The sequence below is a fragment of the Crossiella sp. CA198 genome (assembly GCF_052078295.1).
GTDB lineage: Bacteria > Actinomycetota > Actinomycetes > Mycobacteriales > Pseudonocardiaceae > Crossiella.
In genome coordinates this window covers 293,973-311,050 of the sequence record NZ_JBQJIM010000008.1, presented here as the reverse complement: position 1 = coordinate 311,050, position 17,078 = coordinate 293,973, and the positions used below count along the sequence as shown (strand labels likewise).

Here is a 17,078-nt window from a genome sequence, read left to right as displayed (position 1 = left end):
GGTTTGCCGGAGTTGGCGCGCGCTGTGTCAACCGGCCCCTTTGCCCGCTCTCCCGGACGCGCGAACGGTCCGCGCTCAACCGTTCGGCGGTGCGCTCGATACCCTGTTCGGTCTAGCTCTCTGGTGATCGGGACTAGGCGGCGTGGCTCGGTCCAGGCGGCCCCGACCAGCCTGATCGGGCGGCCAGGCTGGTGGAAATCCTCCTGATCTCGGCAGATCAGCCTGGGTGTGCCGGAACCGGTCAGGCATACTGGGGTGGTTGCGTAGATCGGGTGGTACCTCGCGTGCGGCTCGAACGCAGCCCCCGGCCGGACGCAGCTGTAGACCTGCTTCAGGAAGTTTTATCTAGCCGGAAGAACGTCAGAAAGTTCTCATTGTCGAAACATGACTACGCCCCGGTAATTTGAGTGGGTGTTCCGACCAATGCTGGAATTGGTGGAACGGAACCGTGGCCGGTGGCGGGCCACAAGGCGCAGGGGCGACTGACCCGGGTGTGAACCCACCGTCAGTGGTCCGACACACAAAGTGAGCAGTAGTAGGGCAACTAAACCCCGGATGGCAATCGCGTGCGCTCGCCGCGAGCTGTATGCGTGGCCATCGGCGGGGTGAATCCGGGCGAGGGGTGGGAGACCAGCGGTGGAACCTGTGGCAGCCAGGTTGGTGACAGCGAACTCCGTGCGATCCACGGCTGAGGTCGAGCAGGACGCACTGCGGGTGGCGGCCGCACTGCGCGCTCGTGGGCTGTGTCCAGGGAACCGGGTGATCCTCAAAGCGGACAACTCGGCTGGATACGTCACCGTGCTCTTGGCCTTGGTGCATCTGGACATCTCGATCGTGCTGGTGGACCACCGGCAGACCCCCGAGGAGACGGCGCGGATCACCGCCTTCGCCAGGGCGGGCTGGGCGCTGGTGCGCCCGGAGGTCAGCCAGGACCTGACCGTGCTCGACGCCGACCGGGTGATCAGCCTGGACGGCCTGCTGGAGGACGCCGCGGCCATCCCGGCCCTGGGCGGCTCGCTGTCCTTCGTGGACTGGTTCACCCGCTCCGACGCGCTGATCGCCTGGTCCTCCGGCACCACCGGCGAACCCAAGGGCATCGTGCGCTCGGGCAAGTCCTTCCTGGGCAACATCGAACGCACCCAGCAGCGGATGGCCTACACCGAGGCCGACGTGCTGATGCCGCTGCTGCCCTTCTCCCACCAGTACGGGCTCTCGCTGGTGCTGCTGTGGTGGATCGCGCGCTGCTCGCTGATCGTGGCGCCGTACGCCCGGCTGGACCACGCGGTGGACATGGCCGGCCGCTACCGGGCGACCGTGGTGGACGCGACTCCCGCGACCTACCACACCATGCTCAAGCTGGTGGAACGCCGGCCGGAGTCCGCCGAGGGCCTGCGTGACGTGCGCATGTGGTGCGTGGGTGGCGCGCCGCTGGACCGGGCGCTGGCGGAGAAGTTCGTGGTGGCCACCGGCCAGCCGCTGCTGGACGGCTACGGCAGCACCGAGGTCGGCAACATCGCCCTCGCGGCACCCGGCAACGCCATCGGCTGTGGCCAGCCGCTGGACGGGGTCGTGGTGCGGATCCTGGACGAGGACGGCAACGCGGTCCCGCCGGGCGAGATCGGCGAGATCCTGGTCAGCTCGCCCGGTCAGCTCACCGGCTACCTGGCCGCGGACGGCTCGGTCACCGAGCACGCCGAGGACGTCTACCGCACCAACGACATCGGCTACACCGACGAGGAGGGCAACCTCTACGTGGTCGGCCGCAAGTACGCGGTGCACCGGATGGGCCACACGCTCTACCCGGAAGCCTTGGCGCGCAAGGCCGAGGAGGCCGGGGCCGCGGTCAAGGTGGTCGCCCTGGACGACGAGCGCCGGGGCAGCCAGCTGGTGTTCGTGGTGGCCGACCCGGACCTGCGTGAGGCCCGGTACTGGCGAGAGAAGATCTGCGCGCTGCTGCCCTCCTACGAGCAGCCCAACCAGGTGCTGGTGGTGACCGAGTTCCCGTTGAACAACAACGGAAAGCCCGACCTGACCCGGCTCACCGACCTGGCCGCGGTGCCGCACCCGGCGCGACTGGCCGCACTGCGCGCGGTGGCCGAGCACATCCGCAACGATCCGCAGCCGCTGATCGACGTGCTGACCGAGATCTCCAACCACAAGGCCGTGCTGGACGAGATCGAGGCCGGGCTGAGCGCGCTGGAAGGGGCACTGGAAGAGGTCTCGGCCTACCGGCCCGGCCGGGTGCCGAAGATGGCCGTGTTCATGTCCTCCAACGTGTTGTTCTACTCCTACGTGCTCTACACGCTGATCCCGTCGCTCTACACCGACGAGGTCATCTTCCGGCCGTCCAGCCAGGTCACCGGCACCACCAAGCGGTTGCACGAGCTGCTCGCGCCGGTGCACAAGCTGGAGTCCATCGAGCTGACCACGTTGAGCCAGCGGCAGTTCGTCGAGGTCCCGGTGGCCGAGGCGGACGTGCTGGTGTTCACCGGCGCCTACCAGAACGCCGAACTGGTCCGGGCCCAGCTGCGCGATGACCAGATGCTGCTGTTCTACGGCCAGGGCGTGAACCCGTTCGTGGTGGCCGAGGGCGCGGACATCGACCTCGCGGTCACCGACGCGGTGCGGATCCGGATGCTCAACTCCGGCCAGGACTGCTTCGCCCCTGACGTCTTCCTGGTGCACGCCGGTGAGGCCGAGGCGTTCGTGGACCAGCTCACCAAGCGGGTCGGCGAACTGCGCTACGGCAGCTACACCGACCCCGGCGCGGACTACGGCCCGCTGTACTACGAGACCGCGATCGAGGCGGCCGCGGACTACCTGCGGCTCAACCGCGAGCACATCGTGGCCGGCGGGCGGCTGGACTTCCGCTCCCGGCACCTGGAGCCCGCGGTGCTGGTGCGGCCCTACAACAAGAAGATGCCCATCGAGGAGACGTTCGCGCCGATCTTCAACGTGGTCGTCTACCAGAACACCCAGCAGCTGCGGGCCTTCGCCAACCACCCCACGGTGAACGAGCGGGCGATGGGCGCGATGGTCTACGGCGACGCGCCGGATGTCGTGTCCGCGCTGGGCAAGCGGCACTACGTGTCGGTGAACCTCACCGTGCTGGACACCGACGACGGCAACAAGCCGTTCGGTGGGTACGGCGTGGCCGCCAACTACGTGGCGTATCAGGGACAGCGGGTGGCCGAGCCGCTGCTGATCTCCAAGGCCGTCGCCGAACACCTGCCCGCGGCCCGCAAGACCCGCATGGCCAACGCCTGACCGTCCGGACATACGAGGTGGAGAAAAGCCAATGTCGGTAGCAGAGTTCCGGAAGCACCGGCCGCGGGTCGTGGTGACCGGCTGGGGCGCGATCAGCCCGGTCGGCCTGACCGCGGAGGACACCTGGTCCGCGTTCATGGCCGGGCGTAGCGGGATCGCCCGGATCGCCACCTTCGACGCCGAGCCCTTCCCGTCCCAGATCGCGGGCGAGGTCAAGGGATTTGTGGCCGAGGACCACATGCCGCGCAAGCTCAGCAGGCGGATGGACCTCTTCGCCCAGTACGGGGTGGCCGCCTCGATCCAGGCGGTCGAGGCCGCCAAGCTGACCATCGACAGCGAGCTGGCCCCGCGCTGCGGTGTGCTCATCGGCACCGGCTACGGCGCGATGAAGTACATGCAGGACTCGGTCAAGCTGCTCACCGAGAAGGGCGGTCGCGCGGTCGGGGCCTACCAGGCCATCACCGGCGCGCACGATTCGGCCACCGGCGAGGTCAGCCTGATGTTCGGCGCGGCCGGACCGACCCTGGCGCTCAACTCGGCCTGTGCCACCGGCACCGACGCGATCGGCACCGCCACCCGCTGGATCCAGTACGGCGAGGCCGATGTGGTCATCGCGGGCGGCGCGGAGATGAGCGTCACCCCGCTGGACATCGCCTCCAGCTCCAACGCCAGGGCGCTGTCCCGGCGCAACGACGACCCGGAGCGGGCCAGCAGGCCCTTCGACGCGGACCGGGACGGCTTCGTGATGGCCGCCGGTTCCGGCGTGGTCATCCTGGAATCGCTGGACCACGCACTGCGCAGGGGCGCGCCGATCCTGGCCGAGATCGTGGGTTACGCCTCGACCTCCGACGCGCACCACTGGACCGCCCCGCACCCGGAGGGCGCTGGCGCGCGGCGGGCGATGACCAGGGCACTGGCCGATGCCGGGGTGGCGCCGGAGCAGATCGACTACATCAACGCGCACGGCACCAGCACCGAGCTGAACGACAAGACCGAGACCCAGGCCATCCGCAACGTGCTGGGCGAGCACGCGACCAAGATCCCGGTCAGCTCCACCAAGTCGATGACCGGGCACATGATCGGCGCGGCGGGCGCGATCGAGCTGATCGCCTGTGGTTTCGCCATGCGCACCGGCGTGGTGCCGCCCACGATCAACCTGCACAACCCGTTGGACCCGGAGATGAACTTCGTGCCCAACGCGCCGCAGGAGCACCAGGTGCGGTACGCGATGAGCAACTCCTTCGGCTTCGGCGGGCACAACGCGGTGCTGGTCGCCAAGAGCTGGGAGAGCTGAGCGCTCAGTCACACGGAGAACGGCGCGTCCCCGGGTCTGCGGGGGACGCGCCGTTTCCGTTTCAGCAGGGGAGCGGGCTTCAGGTGCTGATCAGATCCCTGGTCTCGGCGCAGCCGCCATCGGCGTCCAGGGTGGGCAACTTGCGCAGGGTGCGCACGAGCAGCAGCAGGCAGGGCACACCGAGGGTGACCGCGAGCCAGGAGGGCAGCTCCTGCCCGTCAAGGGCGACCCCGGCGGCCACCAGTGCCAGCAGGTAGGGCCAGCGCAGGCCGTGCCGCTGCCAGCCGGCCTGCCAGACCACGTTGCGGCTGGTGACCAGGCCGAGTGCGGCGGCGACCCCGAAGGTCGCGCTGTAGAGCTGGGTCGTGGTGCCGAAGGCCAGCAGGCCGAGGCCGCCGATGCCGATCATCGATCCGATGACCAGCAGCGGGATGCCCAGCCAGGTCAGCATGGGTACTCGCCAGCTCGCCGCACACAGCACGTGATGATTTTGCTGCGGCCTGTGACCGATATCAGCAGTCTGCGCTGGCAATGCGCCCGATGGTCCGGCCATTGCGCCCGGAGGTCGGATTCTGGAGGTGAGCGGTACCACGGCGAGAGCACCAGGACGACCTGGCATACTCAGGGGTCGGAATAAGGCTCCGGTTCACCCCGTTGTACGGCTCGTGGGGACCCGGCGGCCCCTGAGAAAGGAACAAGACGGTGAGAAGCGGTATCCACCCCGACTACGTGGTCACCCAGGTGAACTGCGGCTGTGGCAACTCCTTCGAGACCCACAGCACCAAGAAGACCGGCCAGATCACGGTCGAGGTCTGCTCCAACTGCCACCCCTTCTACACGGGCAAGCAGAAGATCCTCGACACCGGCGGCCGCGTGGCGCGCTTCGAGGCCCGCTACGGCAAGCGCAACAAGTAGCCGACTTCACGGCGCCCATCCCGCTGGGGTGGGCGCCGTTGTCGTGTCGGCCTGAAGGTCTTACCGGGAAGAGGACGCCGTGGACACCGCCTCGCTGGACACCCTGCTCGTGGAGTACACCGAGCTGGAGGGTCGGCTGGCCGATCCCGCGGTGCACGCCGACCAGGCGATGGCGCGCAAGCTGGGCCGTCGCTACGCCGAGCTGACCCCGGTCGTGCGCACCCTGCGCGAGCTGGACCAGGCCCGGTCCGACCGGGAGGCCGCGCTGGAGCTGGCCAGTGAGGACGCGGCCTTCGCCACCGAGGCCGCCGCGCTGGCCGAGACCATCCCGGCGCTGGAGCAGCGGCTGACCGAGCTGCTGCTGCCCAGGGACCCGCACGACGCCGCGGACGTGGTCATGGAGATCAAGTCCGGCGAGGGCGGCGAGGAGTCGGCGCTGTTCGCAGGCGACCTGCTGCGGATGTACCTGCGCTTCGCCGAGCGGCAGGGCTGGAAGACCGAGGTGCTCGACTCGGTGGAGTCCGACCTCGGCGGGTTCAAGGACGTCACCGTGGTGGTCAAGAGCAAGGGCGGGCCCGAGCTGGACGGGGTGTGGGCCCGGCTGAAGTACGAGGCCGGCGTGCACCGGGTGCAGCGGGTGCCGGTGACCGAGTCCCAGGGCCGGGTGCACACCTCCGCGGCCGGGGTGCTGGTCTACCCCGAGCAGGAGGACGTCGAGGTCGAGATCGACGAGAAGGACCTGCGGGTGGACGTCTTCCGCTCCTCCGGCCACGGCGGCCAGAGCGTGAACACCACCGACTCCGCGGTGCGCATCACCCACCTGCCCACCGGCATCGTGGTCTCCTGCCAGAACGAGCGCAGCCAGCTGCAGAACAAGGCCCGCGCGATGGCCGTGCTGCAGAACCGGCTGGTCGCGCTGGCCGAGGAGGAGGCCGCCCGCAAGGCCTCGGCGGACCGGCGCAGCCAGGTCCGCACGGTGGACCGCTCCGAGCGGGTGCGCACCTACAACTTCCCGGAGAACCGGATCTCCGACCACCGGGTCAACTACAAGGCCTACAACCTGGACCAGGTGCTCGACGGCGAGCTGACCGCCCTGCTGGACGCGCTCGCGACCGCGGACAAGGCGGAACGCCTCGCCGCGGCCGGAGCGACCGCCTAGCGGTCAGGACGTCCAGCGCACCGCGTGGTCCTGCCGCCACTGCGGGCTGTTGGTCCCGGCGACCTGGCCACGCTCGTTGATCGCCTTGGCGTGCCCTGGCAGCTGATCGCTCAGCTTGGGCAGCTCGGTCGCCACACCCGCGGCGTCCCAGCGGACCGCGCGCCCGCTGGAGGCGCCGACCGCCACGCCGGAGTCGTTGATCGAGTAGGCGCCGCTGTGGTCGGAGCCGGGCAGGTGTGGCAGCACGGTCACCCTGCCGCGTTCCCAGCGCACCGCCCCGCCGCCGCCACCGGGCAGGTCGTAGGAGCCGACGATCACCCCGTGCCGGTTGACAGCGTGCGCCGTGCTGCGGGCCCAGCCGGCCAGCTGGGGCAGCCTGTGCACGTTCCCGGCGGCGTCCCAGAACACCGCGTCGTCGTCGGATTTGCCGACCACGACGGAGTTCTCCCCGATCGCCCCGCTGGAGCCGACCTCGCTCTCCTGGTGGCCGGGCAGCGGCGGCAGCACCCGGGGCGCGCGGCCGGAACTCCAGCGCAGGGCCCTGGTCTGGAAGGTTTCCGGGTGATCGCCGTTGCCCGCGATCACGCCCTTGTTGTTGATCGATTTCGCGATGGTCCTGGTGTAGATCGCCGGGCTGGGCAGCAGGACCGGTGCGGCGCCGGGATGGGCCCAGCGCACCGCCTGGTCGCCGGAGTTGCCGACGATGACCCGGTTGTTGTTGATCGCCTCGGCGGTCGCCCAGCCCGCGGCGGTGGGCTGCAACTTCACCGCGACGCCGTCGTGGGGCCAGAACACCCCCTGGACCTGGCCGGGCGTGCTGGAGGCCCCGACCACGCCGTCAGGGCCGATGTCGTTGGCCCAGGACAGGTGGTACCCGGGCAGCGCGCCCAGGTCGGTGATGACGGGCGCGGCCTGGGCGGGTGAACCACCCAGCAGCAGGGCCCCGGTGATCGTGATGAGCGCGAGTGAATTACGCACGTTCGATGTCCCCTCCCCGGAACGAATGAACCGGTGCTGAAGCTAGTGAGCGGTCCTCCGGGGGACTGACTGCTGATCGGCGCAACGCGTCGATCAATCGAGTGATACCGGGTAGTCGGTAACCTCGCGCGTTGTGAACCGACAGCCGTTGCGTCTCGCGGTCATGGACGCCGAGCGGATCCTGACCGAGGCCGGGGTGGCCAGCCCCAGGGTGGACGCCGAACTGCTCGCCGCGCACGTGCTCGGCGTGGAGCGGATGAGGCTGGGCCTCATCCCACTGGTGGACCCACCGGTGATCGAGGCGTTCCACCGGCTGGTGCGGCGGCGGGCCAGCCGGGTGCCGTTGCAGCACCTGCTCGGCAAGGCCTGGCTGGGCCCGCTGGAGCTGGCGGTGGGGCCGGGGGTGTTCACCCCGCGGCCGGAGACCGAACTGCTGCTGGAGTGGGGCCTGGCCGCGCTGACCGGCGTGCAGCGGCCGGTGGTGGTGGACCTGTGCACCGGCTCGGGCGCGCTGGCGCTGGCCGTGGCGCACCAGCGGCCGGACGCGCTGGTGCACGCGGTGGAACGCGATCCGGCCGCGCTGACCTGGGCCCGGCGCAACGCCGACGCCCAGGCCGACCGGGGCGACACCCCGGTCCGGCTGCACGCGGGCGATGTGGCCGATCCCGGACTGCTGGCCGAGCTGGACGGGGCGGTGGACCTGGTGCTGTGCAACCCGCCGTACGTGCCGGAGGGCACCCCGGTGCCGCCGGAGGTGGCCGAGCACGACCCGCACGCCGCGGTCTTCGCCGCGGACGAGGGGCTGGCGGTGATCCGGCACGTGCTGCGCTGCGCGGCCCGGCTGCTCAAACCCGGTGGCGGCCTGGCGGTGGAGCACGACGACACCCAGGGCGAGTCCGCGGTGGCGCTGCTGTCCACCCGCCGGGTGCTGGCCGAGGTGACCGGCCACCTGGACCTCACCGGCCGCCCACGATTCGTCACCGCGCGAAGGACACTTTGAAGGTCGTTTGCCCCAAATGGGCTAGGGTGACCCGCGCAAACAGTCGTGATCGTCGTCACTTTTCGCCGTTTTTTGCAACTAGGTAGCCCGTTCGGGCAACTTGCTCTCCGAAGGCACCAACGTCGGGGAGCAAGCTGAATGAAGTCACTAACGCACGCCGGGTACATGGCCATGCGCCGGTTCGACGGCCTCGACGGACTGCGCGCCATCGCCGCGGTCATGGTCGTGGTCTTCCACTACGGCGGTCCGGACCGGCTCCAGGGCTGGATCGGTGTGCAGGTCTTCTTCGTGCTCTCCGGGTACCTGATCACCACGCTCATGCTGCGTGAGGAGGCCCGCACCGGCCGGGTCGCGCTCAAGGCGTTCTACCTGCGCCGGGTCTTCCGCATCCTGCCGGTCTACTTCGTGGTGCTGGCCTTCCTCGCGGTGGCCACCCTGGTCCTGGGCATCTACCAGAGCAGCCACCTGGGCGAGGCGATGCCGCTGTACCTGACCTTCTTCAACGAGTTCGCCGGCTCCAACCCGTTCGGCCAGTCCTGGTCGCTGGGCATCGAGCAGAAGTTCTACCTGGTCTGGCCGCTGGTCGCGTTCGCCTTCGGCGTGCTGCCGCTGCGCCGCCGCCTCGGCATCACCGGGCTGCTGATCATCGGCGCGCTGGTGGCCACCCCGTTCACCTTCGGCCCGCACGCCTCCGGCTGGCCGGTGCACTACGTCTCCATCCTGCTCGGCTGCGTGCTGGCGATGCTGATGCACAACGCGCGCACCTACCGGCTGATCCAGCCGCTGACCCACCCGGCGGTCGGCGTGGGCCTCGCCATCGCGGTCATCACGCTGCACAGCTTCCTCAAGCCGATCGGCGACGCGCTCAACCAGGTCGCAGGCGTGCCGGGGTTCATCTGGCTGATGGCCTTCTACCCGGTGGCCGTCACCCTGCTGCTGCCCGCGGTGATCGCGCCCGGCCCGGTGGCCAAGGTGCTCTCGGTCCGCCCGATGGCCTACGTGGGCGAACGTTCGTACTCCCTCTACCTGGTGCAGTCCATCGCCGCGGCCCCGCTGCACTTCCTCTTCCCCAGCCTGGGCGGCTGGCCGCTCGCGCTCAGCGTGGTGGCCCTGGCCCTGGTGCTGGCCAGCGTGCTCTACCGCACGGTCGAGGTGCCGATGATCAACGTGGGCCGCAAGGTGCTCAAGCCGCGCCAGCCCGCCAAGACCGAGGCGGAGGCGGACAAGGCGGAAGCGGCCAAGGTGGAGGAGCCGCGTCCGGTGCTGACGCCGGTCTCGTAGGCTGCACGGTGTGAGCACCGTCTACGACTGCGGCCAGCCGGAGTCCCGGGTGGCCGGACTGGCCGCGGCGGCCGGCGCGTTGCGCGCCGGCCAGCTCGTGGTCCTGCCGACCGACACCCTCTACGGCATCGGCTGCGACGCCTTCGACGCCAACGCCGTGCAGGGCCTGCTGGATGCCAAGGGCCGGGGCCGGGACATGCCGGTCCCGGTGCTGGTCGGCAGCTGGTCCACCATCGACGGCCTGGTGCTCTCGGTGCCGCACCAGGCCCGCTCGCTGATCGAGGCGTTCTGGCCGGGCGGGTTGTCCATCGTGCTGCCGCACGCCTCCTCGCTGGCCTGGGACCTGGGCGACACCCGGGGCACGGTGATGCTGCGGATGCCGCTGCACCCGGTGGCCATCGAGCTGCTGCGCGAGGTCGGCCCGATGGCCGTCTCCAGCGCCAACCGCTCCGGGCACCCGCCTGCCACCACCGCCGCGCAGGCCAGGGACCAGCTCGGCGAGCTGGTGCCGATCTACCTCGACGGCGGCCCGTGCGAGCACGCGGTGCCCTCCACCATCGTCGACCTGACCGGCTCGGATCCGCTGGTGCTGCGCGAGGGCGCGGTCAAGCTGGCCGAGATCACCGAGGTGCTGGGCTTCGACGTGCAGCTCGCCCAGTGATCATTGATCTCAGCCACCGGATCACCGACGGGCTGCGCACCTACCCTGGGATGGCCCCGCCGCGGATCAGCACCGAGGTCAGCTTCGCCGAGACCGCGGCCCGGATGGCCCCCGGCGTCAGCTTCGCCATCGGCCGGATCGAGCTGGTCGGCAACACCGGCACCTACCTCGACACCCCGGCGCACTTCCACCCCGACGGCTACGACCTGGCCGACCTGCCGCTGGAGCGGGTGGTCGACGTGCCCACGGTGGTGCTCGACGCGCGCGAGGGCATCAGCCCCGATCTGCTCGACGGCGCGGGCGACCTCGCCGGGTGCGCGGTGCTCATCCACACCGGCTGGTCCCGGCACTGGGGGAGCGAGGCCTACTTCACCGGGCACCCATTCCTGACCGCCGACCTGGTCGCCACGCTCATCGCGGCCGCGCCGGCGCTGGTCGGCATCGACTCGCTCAACATCGACGACAACACCGATCCGGCCCGCCCTGCCCACCACGGCCTGCTCGGCGCGGGCATCCCGATCGTGGAACACCTCACCCGGCTGGACCGGCTGCCCGCCCGCGGCGCCCGGTTCACCGCGCTGCCCGCCCCGGTGGCCGGGATGGCCACCCTGCCGGTGCGCGCGGTGGCGGTCCTGCCGGACTGAGCGAGCCCGGCCGAGGCCGACCCGTGACCTCGGCGATGTTGGGCAGACCCGCCCTGACGTGGCACGATCCGCTGGTGACCAGCGGTTCCACCGACGCGCAGCGCCTGCGCGACCTCAAGCTGCTGCGCCGGGTCCGGGACCGGATCGACCGGGACTACGCGCAGCCGCTGGACGTCGCGGCGCTCGCCCGCGGCGTGCACATGTCCGCGGGGCACCTGAGCCGGGAGTTCCGCCGCGCCTACGGCGAATCGCCGTACAGCTACCTGATGACCCGCCGGATCGAGCGCGCGATGACGTTGCTGCGCCGGGGCGATCTCAGCGTCACCGAGGTCTGCTTCGCGGTCGGCTGCTCCTCGCTGGGCACCTTCAGCACCCGGTTCACCGAGCTGGTCGGCATGCCGCCCAGCGCCTACCGCCGCGAGGCCGCCAGGGCCACCGCCGGCATCCCGTCCTGCGTGGCCAAGCAGGTCACCCGACCGGTCAGGAATCAAGAAGCGCGGCCGGTGAACCGCACCTAACGTGACCGCCATGGACATCAGCATTCACGCGAGCTTCCTGCCCCAGGACGATCCGGAGGCCGCGATCGCCTTCTACCGCGACACCCTCGGCTTCGAGATCCGCAACGACGTCGGCTACGACGGGATGCGCTGGATCACCGTCGGCCCGCCCGGCCAGCCCGGCACCTCCATCGTGCTGCACCCGCCCGGCGCCGACCCCGGCATCACCGAGGAGGAGCGCCGCGTCATCGCGGAGATGATGGCCAAGGGCACCTACGGCGGCATCGTGTTGTCCACCAAGGACATCGACGGCCTCTTCGAGCGGCTGCAGGCCGGTGACGCCGACGTCATCCAGGAGCCGACCGACCAGCCCTACGGCGTGCGTGACGCCGCCCTGCGCGACCCCGCGGGAAACATGATCCGCATCCAGCAAGCCCGCTGAACCTCCGGTGACCGATGGAGACACGATGAGCAAGGCCAAGAGGACGAGTGCGCCCGAGCCGCACGAGGCGGACAGCCACGACCTGATCCGGGTGCACGGCGCGCGGGAGAACAACCTCAAGGACGTCAGCGTCGAGATCCCCAAGCGCAGGCTGACGGTGTTCACCGGTGTCTCCGGCTCTGGCAAGTCCTCGCTGGTGTTCAGCACCATCGCGGCGGAGTCGCAGCGGATGATCAACGAGACCTACAGCGCGTTCGTGCAGGGCTTCATGCCCACGCTGGCCAGGCCAGAGGTCGACGTGCTGGACGGGCTGACCACCGCGATCATCGTGGACCAGCAGCGGATGGGCTCGGATCCGCGCTCCACCGTCGGCACCGCCACCGACGCCAACGCCATGCTGCGCATCCTGTTCAGCAGGCTCGGCAAGCCGCACATCGGCTCACCGCAGGCGTTCTCCTTCAACGTGGCCTCGATCAGCGGCGCGGGCGCGGTCACCATCGAACGCGGCGGCCAGACCCTGAAGGAACGGCGCAGCTTCAGCGTCACCGGCGGCATGTGCCCGCGCTGCGAGGGCCGGGGCAAGGTCAACGACATCGACCTCACCCAGCTCTACGACGACTCCAAGTCGCTGGCCGAGGGCGCCTTCACCATCCCGGGCTGGAAGTCCGACAGCCACTGGACGGTGCGGGTCTACGCCGCCTCCGGCTTCGTCGACCCGGACAAGCCGATCCGCAAGTACACCAAGCGGGAGATGCAGGACTTCCTGTACAAGGAAGCGACCAAGATCAAGATTGATGGGGGCAACTTCACCTACGAGGGCCTGATCCCCAAGATCCAGAAGTCCTTCCTGGCCAAGGACAAGGAGGCGATGCAGCCGCACATCCGGGCGTTCGTGGAGCGGGCGGTCACCTTCACCATCTGCCCGGACTGCGAGGGCACCCGGCTCAGCGAGGGCGCCAGGTCCTCGAAGATCAAGAAGATCAACATCGCCCAGGCCTGCGCGATGCAGATCAGCGATCTGGCCGACTGGGTGCGCGGGCTGACCGAGCCCTCGGTGGCCCCGCTGCTCGGCGCGCTGCGGCACACCCTGGACTCCTTCGTGGAGATCGGGCTGGGCTACCTCTCACTGGACCGGCCCTCGGGCACGCTCTCCGGCGGCGAGGCGCAGCGGGTCAAGATGATCCGGCACCTGGGCTCCTCGCTCACCGATGTCACCTACGTCTTCGACGAGCCCACCATCGGCCTGCACCCGCACGACATCGCACGGATGAACTCCCTGCTGCTGCGGCTGCGGAACAAGGGCAACACGGTGCTGGTGGTCGAGCACAAGCCGGAGACCATCGCGATCGCCGACCACGTGGTCGACCTGGGTCCCGGCGCGGGCACCGCGGGCGGCACGGTGTGCTTCGAGGGCACCGTGGACGGGCTGCGGGCCAGCGGCACGGTCACCGGCAGGCACTTCGACGACCGGGCCGCGCTGAAGCAGTCGGTGCGCACACCCACCGGCCAGCTGGAGATCCGCGGCGCGACAAAGCACAACCTGCGCAAGGTCGACGTGGACATCCCGCTCGGCGTGCTGGTGGTGATCACCGGCGTGGCCGGTTCCGGCAAGAGTTCGCTGATCCACGGCTCGATGCCGACCGAGGAGGGCGTGGTCTCGGTCGACCAGACCGCCATCCGCGGTTCCCGGCGCAGCAACCCGGCCACCTACACCGGCCTGCTGGAGCCGATCCGCAAGGCCTTCGCCAAGGCCAACGGCGTGAAACCGGCCCTGTTCAGCGCCAACTCCGAGGGCGCCTGCCCCAACTGCAATGGCGCGGGCGTGGTCTACACCGACCTGGGGATCATGGCCAGCATGGCCACCACCTGCGAGGAGTGCGAGGGCAAGCGGTTCCAGGCCGCGGTGCTGGACTATCACCTGGGCGGCAAGAACATCAGCGAGGTGCTGGCCATGCCGGTCACCCAGGCCAGGGAGTTCTTCAGCGCGGGCGAGGCCGCCACCCCGGCCGCGCACGCCATCCTGGACCGGCTCGCCGACGTCGGCCTCGGCTACCTCAGCCTGGGCCAGCCGCTGACCTCGCTCTCCGGCGGTGAGCGGCAACGGCTCAAGCTGGCCACCCACATGGGCGACAAGGGCGGTGTGTATGTCCTCGACGAGCCCACCACCGGCCTGCACCTGGCCGACGTCGAACACCTGCTCGGCCTGCTGGACCGGCTGGTCGAGGCGGGCAAGTCGGTGATCGTGGTGGAACACCACCAGGCGGTGATGGCGCACGCGGACTGGATCATCGACCTGGGCCCCGGCGCCGGCCACGACGGCGGCCAGATCGTCTTCGAGGGCACCCCCGCCGACCTGGTGGCCGCCCGCTCCACCGTCACCGGCGAACACCTGGCGGCCTACGTCGGCGCCTAGCCGTTGGCCCGCGAGGTGCCGAACAGCTCGTCCAGCGTGACCGGTTGCAGCCCGCGCTGGGTGATCAACGCCTGGATCCGGTCGAACTCGTGGATCGCGGTCGGGAAGTTGGCGTGCGCCAGGATGATCGATCCCGGCCGCAGCCACTTCTCGACCTCCGCGTAGAGCACGTCCGGCGCCAGCTTCCCGGAGTCCCCGAACGACCCGTTCCACAGCACCATCCGGGTGTACCCGTGCTTGGCCGCGACCCGGTCCACCCGCGCGTCCCGGTTGCCGAAGGGCGGCCGCAGCCAGGGCCGCGCGGTGACCCCGAAGGTCTTCTGGATCCACGCCTCGTTGCGCTCGATCTCCCTGCCGATCTCCTCATCGGAGAGTTTCAGCAGGTTGGGATGGCTGTAGGTGTGGTTGCACAGCTGGATGACCCCGGCCGCCTCCAGCCTGCGGATCCGCTCGGCGAAGGGCTCCCAGTTGGCGTGGTACTGCCCGTTGGGACAGAAGGTCAGGTGCAGCCCCTTCTCCGCCAGCGCCACGTACCCGCCAACGCACTCCTTGCAGGTCCCGTCGTCGATGGTGAGCGCGAACCGGTTCCCGGCCTCGGCGGGCCCCTTGCGCACGACCTGCGGATCGCCGGGCTTGGGCAGCGGGATCGGCGGCAGCGGCCGACCGGCCGGATCGGGCGCGTCGGAGGTCGCCGACGGCGTTGGTTGTGCCACCCGATCCGGAGCACCACAGGCCACCAACGTGACGGCGGCGATACCCAGAGCGACCAAAGTCATCCATCGTGCGTCCCTCACATGGGTTCAGACGCACGCCGGGATGATCGGTTGTTAGCCGGAACGTGTTCCCCACCACGTCCAGCCGGGCTGATCGGTCATCGAGGCCGAACCCGGGCACCCCCGCCCCGGCCCGGCCCGCTCACCACCTGGCCCGCGAACCCGTCCCGCCCATGCAACCCCGCCCGCCCCTCGGGCGTCCCCTCTGCAGACGCCAACCACGCCTGCCCCTACGCTTGGCCTCGCTCCGGCCGCCGCATCTCAGGCGAGTAACGTTGGAGCGCAGCCAGCCACCCCGCACACCCCCGTCGCACGGCTGGGAAGATCATCTCCCCGAAGGTCCTCCCAACCCGCGCCCCCGATCCGCGAGGTTTGTCTCCGAAGTGGGCCCGATGCCTGCCATCGCAGCCGGACTCCCCATCCGGGAGTACCTGCTCGTCTGCCTGGTCACCGCCGCGGTGACCTTCCTGCTCACCGGGCTCATCCGGCTGCTGGCCCGCAAGGTCGGCGCGGTGGCCTACCCGAGGCAACGCGACGTGCACGCCAAACCCATGCCCCGGATGGGCGGGGTGGCGATGTACGGCGGGGTGCTCGCCGGGATGGTGCTCGCCTTCCACCTGCCCGCGCTGCGCCGGGCCTTCGACTACTCCTCCGACATCGTCGCGGTGGTGGTCGCCGGCGGGGTGATCGTCCTGGTCGGCGCGCTGGACGACCGGTTCGAGCTGGACTCGCTGACCAAACTGGCCGGCCAGATCACCGCCTCCGGGCTGCTGGTGCTCTTCGGGGTCTCCTGGTTCTACTTCTGGGTGCCGTGGGAGGCCAACGGCGGCGGGGTGCTCTCGCTCGGGCCGGACCAGGGCGCGCTGCTGACCGTGTTCCTGTCCGTGACCATGATCAACGCGATGAACTTCGTGGACGGGCTGGACGGGCTGGCCGCCGGGATCGGCCTGATCGCGGCCGCGGCCACCTGCGCCTTCTCCATCGGACTGCTGGTCGAGCGCAACGGCGACGTGCAGGTCTACTCGCCCGCGCTGATCGGCGCGGTGCTGGCCGGGGCCTGCATGGGCTTCCTGCCGCACAACTTCAACCCGTCCCGGATCTTCATGGGCGACTCAGGATCCATGCTGATCGGCCTGATGCTCGCCGCGGCCAGCACCACCGCCTCCGGCAAGATGGACTACAGCGCCTACAAGGCCTCCGACCTGATCGCGATGCTGTCCCCGCTGGTCGTGGTGGCCGCGGTGCTCTTCGTGCCGCTGCTGGACCTGGTGATGGCCGTGATCCGCCGGACCAGGGCCGGTCGCAGCCCGTTCTCCGCGGACAAGATGCACCTGCACCACCGGCTGCTGGAGATCGGCCACTCACACCGGCGCGCGGTGCTGTTGATCTACTTGTGGGCCGCCCTGCTGGCCTTCGGCGCGGTCTCGCTGAGCCTGTTCGAGATCACCACGGTGCTCTGGGGCGTGGGCATCGGCCTGCTGCTCGCGCTGCTCGCCTCGGCCGTCCCCCGACTGCGGGACACCCGTCGCGCGCGGTGATCGACTGCTGGTCAGATTCATTCGGAAGAGTGCTCAGTCTGGCCGCGGAAATCACTGTCCGACACCCCGGTTTCCGATTTTCCGCGTCCGAGGACGGGGTGTGCGCCGTCAATTGCGCGGATCCGGCTGACCGCGGCGCCGTCGCGTCCCCCGGCGGACGTCCGCCGGGCCGACCCGGCCGGGACCCGTGGTCTGACCGGCTTGTCTGGCGCGGGC

Annotated in this window: 15 protein-coding genes; 12 read left to right on the top strand and 3 right to left on the bottom strand. The window is 70.1% G+C overall.

What is annotated here, in order from left to right:
• The first annotated feature begins 675 nt into the window (after positions 1 to 675).
• Complete coding sequence (locus tag ACTOWY_RS16135) at positions 676 to 3,267, top strand: aldehyde dehydrogenase family protein (protein WP_441310420.1); 2,592 nt, start codon at positions 676 to 678, stop codon at positions 3,265 to 3,267.
• A gap of 31 nt (positions 3,268 to 3,298) precedes the next feature.
• Positions 3,299 to 4,561: a beta-ketoacyl-ACP synthase II gene (gene fabF / locus ACTOWY_RS16130; RefSeq protein ID WP_247765538.1), complete on the top strand. Its 1,263-nt coding sequence runs from the start codon at positions 3,299 to 3,301 to the stop codon at positions 4,559 to 4,561.
• Positions 4,562 to 4,640: 79 nt separating this feature from the next.
• Here fabF and ACTOWY_RS16125 read toward each other — a convergent pair whose 3' ends face one another.
• Positions 4,641 to 5,012: a hypothetical protein gene (locus tag ACTOWY_RS16125; RefSeq protein WP_441310419.1), complete on the bottom strand. Its 372-nt coding sequence runs from the start codon at positions 5,010 to 5,012 to the stop codon at positions 4,641 to 4,643.
• A gap of 251 nt (positions 5,013 to 5,263) precedes the next feature.
• Here ACTOWY_RS16125 and rpmE point away from each other — a divergent pair, with 251 nt between their 5' ends.
• Complete coding sequence (gene rpmE / locus ACTOWY_RS16120) at positions 5,264 to 5,476, top strand: 50S ribosomal protein L31 (protein ID WP_441310418.1); 213 nt, start codon at positions 5,264 to 5,266, stop codon at positions 5,474 to 5,476.
• A 79-nt stretch (positions 5,477 to 5,555) separates the two neighbouring features.
• Complete coding sequence (gene prfA / locus ACTOWY_RS16115) at positions 5,556 to 6,635, top strand: peptide chain release factor 1 (protein WP_441310417.1); 1,080 nt, start codon at positions 5,556 to 5,558, stop codon at positions 6,633 to 6,635.
• A 3-nt stretch (positions 6,636 to 6,638) separates the two neighbouring features.
• On the opposite strand, the gene ACTOWY_RS16110 is transcribed toward prfA, so the two are convergent.
• Positions 6,639 to 7,613: a hypothetical protein gene (locus tag ACTOWY_RS16110; RefSeq protein WP_441310416.1), complete on the bottom strand. Its 975-nt coding sequence runs from the start codon at positions 7,611 to 7,613 to the stop codon at positions 6,639 to 6,641.
• Positions 7,614 to 7,746: 133 nt separating this feature from the next.
• Between ACTOWY_RS16110 and prmC the strand changes: the two genes are divergently transcribed.
• The 7 genes from prmC to ACTOWY_RS16075 all read left to right on the top strand — a co-directional run bounded on the left by prmC (position 7,747) and on the right by ACTOWY_RS16075 (position 14,551).
• Complete coding sequence (prmC, locus tag ACTOWY_RS16105) at positions 7,747 to 8,613, top strand: peptide chain release factor N(5)-glutamine methyltransferase (protein WP_441310415.1); 867 nt, start codon at positions 7,747 to 7,749, stop codon at positions 8,611 to 8,613.
• Positions 8,614 to 8,751: 138 nt separating this feature from the next.
• Complete coding sequence (locus ACTOWY_RS16100) at positions 8,752 to 9,894, top strand: acyltransferase family protein (RefSeq protein ID WP_441310414.1); 1,143 nt, start codon at positions 8,752 to 8,754, stop codon at positions 9,892 to 9,894.
• A 10-nt stretch (positions 9,895 to 9,904) separates the two neighbouring features.
• Positions 9,905 to 10,555 carry an L-threonylcarbamoyladenylate synthase gene (locus ACTOWY_RS16095; protein WP_185009551.1) on the top strand — a complete coding sequence of 217 codons (651 nt, stop codon included), beginning with the start codon at positions 9,905 to 9,907 and terminating at the stop codon, positions 10,553 to 10,555.
• Positions 10,552 to 11,199, top strand: a complete 648-nt coding sequence (locus ACTOWY_RS16090; protein WP_441310413.1) for a cyclase family protein — start codon at positions 10,552 to 10,554, stop codon at positions 11,197 to 11,199. Before ACTOWY_RS16095 ends, ACTOWY_RS16090 begins: the two co-directional genes overlap by 4 nt.
• Positions 11,200 to 11,234: 35 nt before the next feature.
• On the top strand, positions 11,235 to 11,717 hold the full coding sequence (locus tag ACTOWY_RS16085; protein WP_441310480.1) for a helix-turn-helix transcriptional regulator: 483 nt from the start codon (positions 11,235 to 11,237) through the stop codon (positions 11,715 to 11,717).
• 10 nt (positions 11,718 to 11,727) lie between these two features.
• Positions 11,728 to 12,138 (top strand): VOC family protein, encoded by a 411-nt coding sequence (locus tag ACTOWY_RS16080; protein ID WP_441310412.1) that lies wholly within the window; start codon positions 11,728 to 11,730, stop codon positions 12,136 to 12,138.
• A gap of 25 nt (positions 12,139 to 12,163) precedes the next feature.
• Positions 12,164 to 14,551 (top strand): ATP-binding cassette domain-containing protein, encoded by a 2,388-nt coding sequence (locus ACTOWY_RS16075; RefSeq protein WP_441310411.1) that lies wholly within the window; start codon positions 12,164 to 12,166, stop codon positions 14,549 to 14,551.
• On the opposite strand, the gene ACTOWY_RS16070 is transcribed toward ACTOWY_RS16075, so the two are convergent.
• Positions 14,548 to 15,264 carry a polysaccharide deacetylase family protein gene (locus tag ACTOWY_RS16070; protein ID WP_441310410.1) on the bottom strand — a complete coding sequence of 239 codons (717 nt, stop codon included), beginning with the start codon at positions 15,262 to 15,264 and terminating at the stop codon, positions 14,548 to 14,550. The genes ACTOWY_RS16075 and ACTOWY_RS16070 overlap by 4 nt on opposite strands.
• Positions 15,265 to 15,716: 452 nt before the next feature.
• On the opposite strand from ACTOWY_RS16070, the gene ACTOWY_RS16065 reads away from it, so the two are divergent.
• The gene (locus ACTOWY_RS16065) at positions 15,717 to 16,862 is read left to right on the top strand and encodes a glycosyltransferase family 4 protein (protein ID WP_441310409.1); all 1,146 of its coding nucleotides are present in this window, start codon (positions 15,717 to 15,719) and stop codon (positions 16,860 to 16,862) included.
• Positions 16,863 to 17,078 lie beyond the last annotated feature (216 nt).